The following is a 10,672-nucleotide window of genomic DNA, read 5'->3' on the forward strand; positions in this document are numbered from 1 at the left end:
GGGAGCCGCGCGCCGCCGATTCGAGGAGTTCGTCTATGAGGGCCGCCGTCGTCACCAATACCAAGTTCTCGGTGCAGGAGCTGCCTACTCCGACGCCAGGGCGCGGGCAGGTGCTGATCAATGTATCGCGGTGTGGCATCTGCGGGTCCGATCTGCATGCCCGCACCCACGCCGATGAGATGGCCGAGTTGGCCGCACGCACCGGATACGACCAATTCATGCGTGCAGAGCAGAGTGTGGTGCTCGGACACGAATTCAGCGGCGAGATAGTCGATTACGGGCCGGGCTGCCGCAAACGCTGGCGGACGGGTACGCCCGTGGTGGCGCTGCCGATCGTGCGGCACGACGGCGCACCACAGCTGACCGGACTGTCGACGGCCGCGCCCGGTGCATACGCCGAGCAGGTGGTAGTGCAGGAATCCATGACCATGCCGATCCCCAACGGACTCTCGGCCGAACATGCCGCCCTCACCGAACCAATGGCCGTCGCCTGGCACGCCGTGCGCAAGGGACGGGTCGGCAAGGGGCAGATTGCATTCGTAATCGGGTGTGGTCCAATCGGTTTGGCGGTTATCAGTATGCTGAAGGCAGCGGGTGTGCGCACCGTCGTCGCCAGTGATTTCTCGCCGCGCCGCCGCGAGCTCGCCGTCGGCTGCGGTGCCGATATCGTCGTCGACCCCGCGACCGAATCCCCATGGGAGGCAGCGCCGAAGCGTGGGCGGATCAATGGTGTCACCGATATTCTCAGCCTCGGTTTCGACACTATGGAACGGCTGCGCCGCGTCCCGAATCTGCCCTGGTGGTATGTCTTCCGGTTGGCGCACTCGCTCGATGCCGGTCCGGCGGGTCCGGTCGTCTTCGAATGCGTTGGTGTGCCGGGCATTATCGATCAGATACTCACTGCGGCGCCGCCGCTGTCGCGCGTTGTCGTGGTCGGCGTCTGTATGGAGACCGACCGCTTCCAACCGGCGATGGCCATCAACAAGGAAATCGAACTGCGCTTCGCCTTCGGCTACGACCCAGGTGAATTCCGCGACACACTGCATATGATCGCCGACGGCAAGGTCGACCCGGCTCGCTTGATCACCGGCACCGTCGGGCTGGACGGTGTCGAAAATGCCTTCACCGCGCTGGCCGATCCGGAACAGCACGCGAAGATCCTGATCGACCCGGCCAGTACCGCGACGACGCCCTGACGCTCAGCCGAGATGGCGGTCGCGGTCGGGCTGCCGATCGAGCCACGAGGGCGCCGCGGTGTCGGGGTAGCTGAGCGCGGGTTCGCCATGTTCGAGGTAGGCGGCGTGGCCCTCCATCCGGGCGCGGAACGCCTGCCAGATGCGGCGGGACGGCTCGGGTCGGGCGAAGGTGTCCACGGTGTCGACGCGCACCCACCGCCAGTGGTCCAGTTCGCTTGTCCGCAGTTGGATCGCCGATTCGTCGCCGAGTTCGCCGCAGTCGAAGATATAGCGGATCTGGTCGCCAGCGGGTTTGCGCGTCCAGTCGTGCACGAGCAGTCGACACGGCGGGCGGTCGAGGCCGAGTTCTTCGCCGATCGCGCGGCGACAGCCCGCTGCGGGTGATTCGCCGGGCGCGACACTGCCGCCCGGAATGTCCCAACCGCCCCGATCGACTGCGTGCACAAGCAGCACGTCCTCGCCGCGCACGAATAATGCGCCCGCGACCAGGCTCACCTGGGCGAATGGTTGCGCGTCACGGTCCGACATCACCTCACGACCTTCCCTCGCCGGGTCCGGAAATACGCGGTTTCGGCGGAGTTGCCACCACTTGGCCGCACCTGCTGCGACGATGGGCACGGTCTCTCCACTTGTACACCAGCAGCGCGCATACGTCCTCGAACAGCTCGAGAAGGTGGGCTAAGCATGGCCGAGAAGATCTTCGACATCGTGTGGGATGCGATCGATGACATCCGGGGCGACGTCGAGAATATGCGGCTGCGGTCGCAGTTGATATTCCAACTGACCGACCGGATCGCGGCCGAGGGTTGGAGTCCGGAGGTCGCCGCCGAGCACCTAGGCGTGACCGCCGCGCGGATCTCCGATCTGCTCGGCGGCCGCACGCAGCTGTTCAGCCTGGACGCGCTGGTCAATATGATCGCCGCGGCCGGTCTGCGGGTGCAGGTGCTGATCAGCTGATCCTCAGCTGGCCGCGAGCACCTCATCGGCGATCTCGCGATCCAGGGAAACACGGACCAGGGCAGCGGCCAGATCGGCCGTGTGGTTCTCCGGCGCGAGCTCGGCCAGGCGGTCCGGATCTTTCGGAAGTCGAACGCGTTCGGCGCCGCGCAGCGCGCGTTCGTCGAAATGCGGTCGGGCCCAAGTCCATACGTCCTGGACTTCACGCAGGAAGATATCGCTGCCGGTCGGGCCGATGCCCTTGAACTGTTGCAGCAGTTCGGCGGCACGGGACGGATCGTGCTCGGCTTCATCGGCGAGTTTGCGCAGATCACCGCCGTAGCGGTCCAGCACGCGCGATGCGACGGCACCCAAGCGCGACGCCGTACTTTCGTCATAGCGCTTGTAATGGGCGCGCCCCAGCGCGTCGACCAGTTCCTGCCAGTCGGCGTCCGCGACCCGCTTCGGGGTGCGATATCCGCTGCTCATCAGCTCCTTGCCCGCCGCGACGGCGATATCGGCGGAGATCCGGGTGCTGAGCAATTCGGCGAGCATGAGCAGTTGGAAGAGCGGAGCGGGTTTATCGGCCAGTTTGATGCCCGCCTCGGCCGCATAGCCGCTACCCGCCCGGTCCAGCAAAGCGTTCACCACATCTTTTTGAGTCATCGCATGCTCCTGGGTTCGGATATCCGGGGCGTACCCATGGGTCACGGGCCCACACGCGCGACTACGCCGGGTAATCCTTGGCGGCGACGGTACGGGCGACCTTCTGCGGCGCACCGCCGATCAGCCCCCGCCACGGCAGATACGGCAGCAGACGGACATTGAGATTGCGCATGCGGATCATCGAATTGCTCGGCGGCGCATACCATTTGCCGACACCTTCGGCGAAGGTCTGACAGCCACGCACCATCGGCAGCATTTCCGCGCGATAGCGGGCGAAGGCGATGGTGTGATCACCATTCGCGGCGGCGAGCTCACCGGCCAGGATGTATGCGCCGACCAGCGACAGGTCGGCGCCCTGACCGGATAGCGGTGAGGCGCAGTAGCCCGCATCGCCGACCAGTGCGACGCGGCCCTTCGACCAGTTGTCCATGTGGATCTGTGCCATGGCGTCGAAATAGAAATCCTCGGCGGCATCGAGGTGGGCGAGTAGTTTCGGCACCTGCCAGCCCTGACCGGCGAATCGGTCGGCGAGGATCTTTTTCTGCTGTTCGATATCGCGGTAGTCGTAGTCGAGTTGCTCGGATTCGAAGGCGAACACCGCTTTGGCTTCGGTGTTCTGACGCGCGCTGTAGCTGCCCGCGATGGTGCCGGGGGTGTTGTAGTCCAGCTCCCAGCGATCGAGGTCGAGCAGGTTGGGGGTGGTGTAGATCGCGATGTAGAAGCCCATATGCCGGATGAAGTCCGATTCCGGGCCGAAGACCAGTTTGCGGGTGTTGGAATGCACGCCGTCGGCGCCGATTACCAGATCGAAGGTTCTCGGTTCGGCATCGGCGAAACTGACGTGCACGCCCGAATCACCTTGGGCCAGTCCGGTTATCGAGTCGCCGAAGATGTATTCGACGTTGTCCTCGGTCGCCTCGTACAGGACGCGGGACAGGTCGCCGCGCTGAATCTCGGTGTCGCCGTTCGCGCCTACGCCGTTGAAGACCTCACTGCTGATGCTGGCCCGCACTTTCCCTGCGGCGTCGACGTAGGAGGTACCGCGCTTGTCGGTGCTCAGCTGGTGTACCCGCTCGAGCAGACCCATTCGACGCACGACTTCGGTGGCGGTGCCGAGCACGTCGATGGCCTGACCGCCCTCGCGCAGCCGCGGCGCGCGCTCGACGATCGTCGGGGTGAATCCGTAGCGGTGCAGCCAGAAGGCGAGGGCCGGTCCGGCGATGCTCGCTCCGGAGATGAGGACGGTGCGGTTCCTGCTCATGCGAGGAACTGTACATATGTCTTAGGCGTCTGCGCAAGACAAATGCCTAAGGCAACTGCGCTAGCATGCTGACCATGGGAAATCGTGAAGATCTGCTGGCGGGGGCGCGCCGCTGCCTGTTCGAGAAGGGCTATACGCGCACCACCGTGCGCGATATTTCGAATGCCGCTGGCGGGGTCAGCATGGCCGCCATCGGCTACCACTTCGGCTCCAAGGAGGCGCTGCTCAATGCGGCACTTGCCGAGGCGAATCGGGAGTGGGGCGACGAACTCGAACGCACCCTGAGTGCTGCCGCGGAGCCGAATTCGACTGCGCTGCAACGTTTCGAAGCGAACTGGACCGCGGTGCTCGACTCGGTCGCGGACCATCGCGGTCTCTGGTCGGCGACCTTCGACATCCTCGCCCAGTCCGGGCAGGACGAGGCGACCCGCGAACAGTTGGCGGCCGGACTCGACGAGGCGCGCCGTGGGCTGGCCCGGCTTTTCGAGGGCATCGATGAATCCGATACCGAGGGCGGGCGCGCCATCGGGACCTTCTATCAGGCGCTGCTGACCGGGCTAGCGGCACAAGTTCTGATCGATCCGGAGCACGCGCCGTCGGGCCAGGAGCTTGCCGACGCGATGCGTCGGATCCTCGGCTGACCACCACTTGGCGTGCGTCACCGTCGAACCTCTGGCGGGGTGGTCACCGACGAGGCCGGGCTGGAGCACTCCGGCTTCCTGCGGGCGTCACGGTTGGCGGGAATCACTCCGGTAGGAGGCTGAGGGTTCCTTCGGCACTGCGTGCTGCGGTCAGGCAGGCGGTGGTGGTGAACTGGTCGGCCAGGGGATGGCGGGCGCGGGCACGCCATTTGCGCACGGCGGCCATGGCCTGGGCGCGCTGGATGGCGGGGTCGGTGCCGAAGGGCAGGCCGAGTCGAAGATGCGGGGCGACGCCGGAGCCGCCGATCAGGCGGTGCAGTTCAGCGAGATCGGCTGCGGGCAGGGCCAATTCGTCGGTGCGCAGGCGACCGAGGAGACGAAGTTCGGCGAAACCGTGCACGTCGGCGAGCAGGGTGCGGACTCGGGGCAGCAGCTGGTCGGCGGGAGTGCCCGGGTATGCGGTGAGGACCCGGGCCAGCGCGGTCAGGGCCGAGTGCGCCTTGAGTTGGTCGGCGCGCTGGCCGAATTGCACGTCGAGAACCGAGCGGAGTTCCTCCACGCCGCTGCGGTTGGTCAATTCCGCTGCCAGCGTGGCGGAGTCGCGCACGCCGAGGCGAATCAGGGTGACCGCCATGCGAATTCCGAAGAGGCCGAACCGCGCCGCTAGCTGGGCGCGGAGTTCGGGCGGGACCGGGAGCGGAATATCGGGGCGCGCGAAGCGATCTGCCGAGAGCAAGGCGGCGCTCAACTCGTCGACCTGCACCCTGGCCAACGCCTCGAAGGCGGCGAACTCCTGCTGACGCAGGGTGGCAGCGGCGAATGCGAGCAGACCGGCGACCGGAATTACCGCCTGGCACAACCCCGTTCGCTCCAATTCGCCCGCGAAACGTGCCGCGACATCGCGGGCGGAATGCAGTGCGTCGATCCGGCCCGCCCCGATCTCATCGGCACGCGAGACCACACCGATGACGCCCAGCGGACCCGAAACACCCTGCGCGCCAGCCGTTCCGGCACCGACCTGTTCGAGGAACCGGACATCGGCATCATCGAGCCGACGCAGCAGATAAACCACGGCGTCCGCACCCGGAATCGATACGGCTGCCATGCCGCGGTCGCCGTCGGTGTCACCGGGGGTGAGCAGTCGCGCGGTCCGCAATGACACCTCGCGCGACAGCGACGATGTGCCCGGTGTGTCGATGATGGTGGTATTCGCCAGTGCGGCGGCGGGCCACTCGACCTCGAGATGGTCCACCTCACGCGGGCCCGGCGCATTCCAGTTCAGACGTTCCAGATCGAAGGTCAGCCCGTGCGTGCCGCTGCCGCGGCGCACCACCACATTCGCCGTCGAGCCGTCCGGTGCGTAAGCCGTGACGCTCGGGGTCGAGCCGTTGCGGTACCAGGTGACCACGCGCGTGCATTCGGTCGCGTCGGTCGGGGCGATGTCCTGGCCGACCAGTGAGTTGAGCAGGGTCGACTTGCCTGCCTTCAACGAACCCGCCAGCGCCACCCGCAGAGGTTGATCCAGGCGGCGGGCACAGTCGGCCAGCAGCGCACGCGGTCGCGGCTCGCGAGGAAATGCCTGTCTGGCCGCGGCGACCAGCTGATGCGCCTCGGCGACAATGCCGGGCGCCCGCCGAGCATCATGCCGGGTCACGTCTCTTCTCACGGGGTTACCGTACCGGCGGCCCCTTTCCGCGGTGCGGCGATGGCAGGTTGCATAGCATCCGCATAGCGTCGCAGCTCGGCGACCATGTGCAGCTGCCGGTCGAGCACCGCACAGCGCTCGGTCCGGCGAGCCGTTTCCATATTCGCCGCCTCCTGCGCGGCCCGCAGCGAATCGTCGATGGAGCGCAGGCTGCGTTCGGCGACGCCGGTGTAGTGATCGCGCAATGCCCGATGGATGCGGTGCAGGCGGTCCTTGGATTCCTTGCCCGCCTGGAAGGCGACGTCATCGATGAAACGCCGGATGGCGACCTTGGCCTCATTGCGGCGCCTGGCCAGCCTGGCCTGCTTGTCATCGCGGAATGCCTTGCCGCCCACCAGGACACCGGCGCCGATGGAGATCGGATTGAGCATCGCGAGCCCGGCGAAGGTGGTCGCGAGCCCGACCATCAGCACGCCGCCGTAGGAGCCGCGCATGCCGACCAGGATTTTGCTGCCGAAGCCGATATCGGGCTCCAGATCGGCGAGAGTGCCGCCACCCGCGCGGCTGTCCTCGGTGTGCAGGCCCGAGCTGACATCGGGCAGTTCGACCATGCCGATCTCGGTGAAGTGCTCGGCGACCCGCTCGGCGAGTTCCACGGCGCGGGTATGCGTCCAGAGCAGATTGTCGCCGAGTGCGGTGTCGATATCACCGGTGAGCCATTCGGCAATCCGGTCCCAATGGCGGCCCGGATCGTGTTTATCGATCCATTCCTCACCGGTTCTGGCGATCTCGCGCAGGCGTTCACGCAGATCGTGATCCACATCCCCGGCCAGATCGGTGATGCCGTCGGAGAGGGTCAACTGCCAGGCCGAGGTGCGCCGGTGCAGGTCCTCGGCGGTGGTCTTCGCCAACTGCAGCTCGCGCACCGCCATCGCGCCCTGGCGTGGATCGCGCAACGCGACCAGTTCACTGCCCAGCGCGAGCGCCAAATGCTCTGCGGCCGACTGGATGTCGTGCGCCACGGCGACCAGGGTCGCGGCTTGGTCGCGCGCCACCACCTGCTCGCGCAGGAACTGATAAAGCACACCGAAACCGGATTCGGCGCCGAGCTGCTGATCCTGCAAAAGCATTGCGTGCCTGCGCAGTACCGCGGAAACCGGGATAATCGGCACCTCGACTCGCGCTCGGCCGAGATGCCCCTGGTCGGCCTGATGCACCTGGCGCCAATGCGGATACAGATCGATCTTGGTGAGCAGCAGTGCGGTGGTCGGGCACAGTTCCCGGACCTGCCGGAGGAAGGCCAGTTCCGGTTCGGTGAGTTCGGTGGAGGCATCCGACAGCACCAGAACCGCGTCGGCGGTCGCGATCATGCCGAGTACGCCTGCCGCATAACCACTTCCGTGTCCGCCGACGCCGGGGGTGTCCACCAGGACGATACCGTCGGCGAGCAGCGGATTCGGCAGCTGGATCTCGATGCGCGACACCCGACGGCCGTGCGCCTGCGGTGTACGGACGGTGATCATGCCGATCTCGTCGACCGGCAATGGAACTCGCGCCTCCTCGGTTCCGCTCGGACCGGCCAGCACCAGTTCGGCATACGGTTCGGGACCGTGCGCGAGCAAGGTCGGGACGGCGGTGGTCGCGTCGTCGCCGACCGGGCAGATCTCCAGATTCAACAGGGCATTGACGAAACAGCTCTTGCCCTGACCGAGTTGTCCGACGATCACGATGCGCCGCCGCGGATCGCGCACCCGGTCGGCCGCCATTTCCAGGCGACCGACCAGATCATTGCGACCCGCGGCGCGCGCCGCGGCGATGGTTTCACCCAATACCGTCAGCAGCGGTACCGCGGGCGGTTGAGCATTCACTGCTGGTGTCCCCATCGAACCTCTTTCGTACGAATATCTCTTAGTGCAGGAAGGCGTCGCCGCCGAGATCGCCGCCGCCATGTCCGGCCAGATCGGTACCCGCATGAGTATCGGTGAAGAGGCTGGAATCGCTGTGTCCGGTGACCGACGTGTCCAGATGCGAACCGGCCGAACTGTCGAGTCCGGAGCCGAAGGCATTCGAAACGTCCAGCGACGACCAGGTATTCGCGGTGGACCCGACGGTCGAGGAGGCGCCGCCGGTCAGTGTGGCACCGGCATGGCCACCCAGATCCGCGGCGCCGTTCGCGCTGGTCTGCGCCGCGGCGCCGGAGTGCACCGTGGAGTCCGCGGTGGCACCGGTGGAAAGCCCTGTCGCCAAACCGGTTCCGGCATGCGCACCGCCATCGATGGCACCGCCGAGACCGGTTTCCAGACCGCTACCGGCATGGACGCCGCTGCTGATTCCACTGGAAAGACCGGTCTCCAGACCCGTCCCCAGATGTGTACCGGCGTCGACGGCACCCTGTGCTCCAGTGGACACGCTGCCGCCGAGACCGGTAGCCGCACCGCCCGCGGTGGACAGACCCGTCTCCAGACCGGTGGCCGCGTGGCCCCCGGCATTGGCAGTACCGCCCAAACCTGTGGACAACCCCGTGCCGAGTTCCGAACCCGCATGCGCACCAGCGCCGACCGCACCGTTCACGCCCGAGGACAGGCCCGCGCCCAGCTCCGAACCCGCATGCGCACCAGCGCCGACCGCACCATTCACACCCGAAGACAGACCCGCACCCAGCGCCGAACCCGCATGTGCTCCAGCGCCGACCGCGCCATTCAGACCCGTGGACAGACCCGCACCGAGATCGGCGCCCGTCTGGGCACCGCTGTGCACCGCACCGCTCAGTCCGGATGCCAAGCTGCCACCCAGTTCGGCACCGGCCTGTGCACCGGCGCCGACACCTGTGGACAGATCCGCACCGGCCTGCGTCCCGGCGCCGACGGCACCACCCAGACCTGTGGACAGACCGCCACCCAGGTCAGCCGCGCCACCGATGGCATTGGAGAACCCGGACGTAGCGTGCGTCCCAGCGTCACCCAGATCCGATCCAACCTGCGCGCCGCCACTGAAAGCGCCTCCGAGACTGCTCGACAGCCCGCCACCGAGCTCGGTGCCCGCACCGAGCGCCGCCCCGGTAGCCAAACTCGACTCCAGCCCCGTCGTCACCTGAGCACCGGTTCCGATCGCGGACGAAGCCCCACTCGACACCCCACCGCCGAGCCCGGCCCCGGCATCCAACGCACCGCCCAGACCAGCCTCCAGCCCACCCCCGAGCCCACCACCCGCATGCGCTCCGGTATCAAAAGCCCCCTCGATCCCGGAAGCCGCCTGCTGCCCAGCATCAACAGCACCGCCCAGCCCTGTGGACAAACCACCACCCAGACCAGCCCCAGCCTGTGCACCGCCGCCAACGGCACCGCTCAGCCCTGCGGACAGATCAGCACCCGCCTGGGCTCCAGCACCCGCCGCGCCCTCCAGACCGGTCGACAAACCGCCACCGAACTCAGAACCCAACTGCGCACCACCATCGAGCGCACCACCGATTCCAGTGGACAAGCCGGATTCCAGACCGGTGGACAAACTGCCACCCAGGTCGGCACCCGTCTGAGCACCCGCGTCGATGGCACCACCGAGCCCCGTGGACAGACCGGCACCGAGATTGCTCCCCAGCTCCGCGCCACCACCAACCGCGCCACTCACACCTGTGGACAGATCAGTACCTGCCTGGGCTCCAGCGCCTACCGCGCCCTCCAGACCAGTCGACAGACCGCCACCCAGATCCGATCCCAGCTGCGCACCGCCGCCGAGGGCACCGCCAATTCCGGTGGACAGACCGGCACCCAAATCAGTACCCGCCTGGGCACCGCCGCCAGTGGCACCGCTCAGACCCGTAGACAGGTCGGCGCCCGCTTGGGCTCCAGCACCTGCTGAGCCCTGCAGACCGGTCGACAGGTTGCCGCCGAATTCAGAGCCCAGCTGTGCTCCGCTGCCGAGTGCGCCACCGATACCGGTGGACAGGCCGGTTTCCAGACCACCTGCCGCATCCACACCGGTATCAACAGCGCCACCGATGCCGGTGGACAAACTGCCACCCAGGTCGGAGCCCGCGTGCGCACCCGTGTTCACCGCGCCGGTCAGACCTGTGGACAGATCGGCGTTCGCGTCGGCTGCGGCGCCAATGGCGCTGGAGAATCCGGTTGAGGCCTGGGCACCGGCGTCCAGTGCGCCACCGAGACCGGTCGACAGGCCCGCTTCGAGGCCCGATCCGGCTTGTGCACCGGCATCCACCACACCACCGAGGCCGCTCGACAGGCTCCCGCCGAGATCGGCCTCCAAGCCCGAAATCGCTTGTGCGCCTGCGCCAATCGTGCCGCCGAGGCCAGCACCGAGATCCGCACCGACC

9 protein-coding genes are annotated in these 10,672 nt (G+C 67.2%); 3 read left to right on the forward strand and 6 right to left on the reverse strand.

The genetic code is table 11. From position 1 onward, the window contains the following. The first annotated feature begins 35 nt into the window (after window positions 1–35). On the forward strand, window positions 36–1,196 hold the full coding sequence (locus NA5_RS35240; protein ID WP_062993366.1) for a zinc-binding dehydrogenase: 1,161 nt from the start codon (window positions 36–38) through the stop codon (window positions 1,194–1,196). A 3-nt stretch (window positions 1,197–1,199) separates the two neighbouring features. Here NA5_RS35240 and NA5_RS35245 read toward each other — a convergent pair whose 3' ends face one another. After that, the gene (locus tag NA5_RS35245) at window positions 1,200–1,724 is read right to left on the reverse strand and encodes an NUDIX domain-containing protein (RefSeq protein WP_063813786.1); all 525 of its coding nucleotides are present in this window, start codon (window positions 1,722–1,724) and stop codon (window positions 1,200–1,202) included. A 156-nt stretch (window positions 1,725–1,880) separates the two neighbouring features. On the opposite strand from NA5_RS35245, the gene NA5_RS35250 reads away from it, so the two are divergent. Further along, complete coding sequence (locus NA5_RS35250) at window positions 1,881–2,153, forward strand: helix-turn-helix domain-containing protein (RefSeq protein ID WP_062993367.1); 273 nt, start codon at window positions 1,881–1,883, stop codon at window positions 2,151–2,153. Between the two features lie 3 nt (window positions 2,154–2,156). Here the strand turns inward: NA5_RS35250 and NA5_RS35255 are convergent, their stop codons facing one another. Continuing rightward, on the reverse strand, window positions 2,157–2,798 hold the full coding sequence (locus NA5_RS35255) for an HhH-GDP family DNA glycosylase (RefSeq protein WP_062993368.1): 642 nt from the start codon (window positions 2,796–2,798) through the stop codon (window positions 2,157–2,159). A 61-nt stretch (window positions 2,799–2,859) separates the two neighbouring features. After that, window positions 2,860–4,059 carry an FAD-dependent monooxygenase gene (locus NA5_RS35260; RefSeq protein WP_062993369.1) on the reverse strand — a complete coding sequence of 400 codons (1,200 nt, stop codon included), beginning with the start codon at window positions 4,057–4,059 and terminating at the stop codon, window positions 2,860–2,862. 74 nt (window positions 4,060–4,133) lie between these two features. On the opposite strand from NA5_RS35260, the gene NA5_RS35265 reads away from it, so the two are divergent. After that, a complete protein-coding gene (locus NA5_RS35265; protein ID WP_062993377.1) occupies window positions 4,134–4,700 on the forward strand; it encodes a TetR/AcrR family transcriptional regulator in 567 nt (188 codons plus the stop codon). A 103-nt stretch (window positions 4,701–4,803) separates the two neighbouring features. Here the strand turns inward: NA5_RS35265 and NA5_RS35270 are convergent, their stop codons facing one another. The 3 genes from NA5_RS35270 to NA5_RS41550 all read right to left on the reverse strand — a co-directional run. Next, complete coding sequence (locus NA5_RS35270) at window positions 4,804–6,366, reverse strand: dynamin family protein (protein WP_245672580.1); 1,563 nt, start codon at window positions 6,364–6,366, stop codon at window positions 4,804–4,806. Further along, window positions 6,363–8,228 (reverse strand): dynamin family protein, encoded by a 1,866-nt coding sequence (locus NA5_RS35275; RefSeq protein ID WP_062993371.1) that lies wholly within the window; start codon window positions 8,226–8,228, stop codon window positions 6,363–6,365. Before NA5_RS35275 ends, NA5_RS35270 begins: the two co-directional genes overlap by 4 nt. 25 nt (window positions 8,229–8,253) lie before the next feature. After that, window positions 8,254–10,672 (reverse strand): beta strand repeat-containing protein (locus NA5_RS41550; RefSeq protein ID WP_062993372.1); only part of this gene is annotated, 2,419 nt, incomplete at its 5' end.

This window comes from Nocardia anaemiae NBRC 100462 (genome assembly GCF_001612725.1).
Lineage (GTDB): Bacteria > Actinomycetota > Actinomycetes > Mycobacteriales > Mycobacteriaceae > Nocardia > Nocardia anaemiae.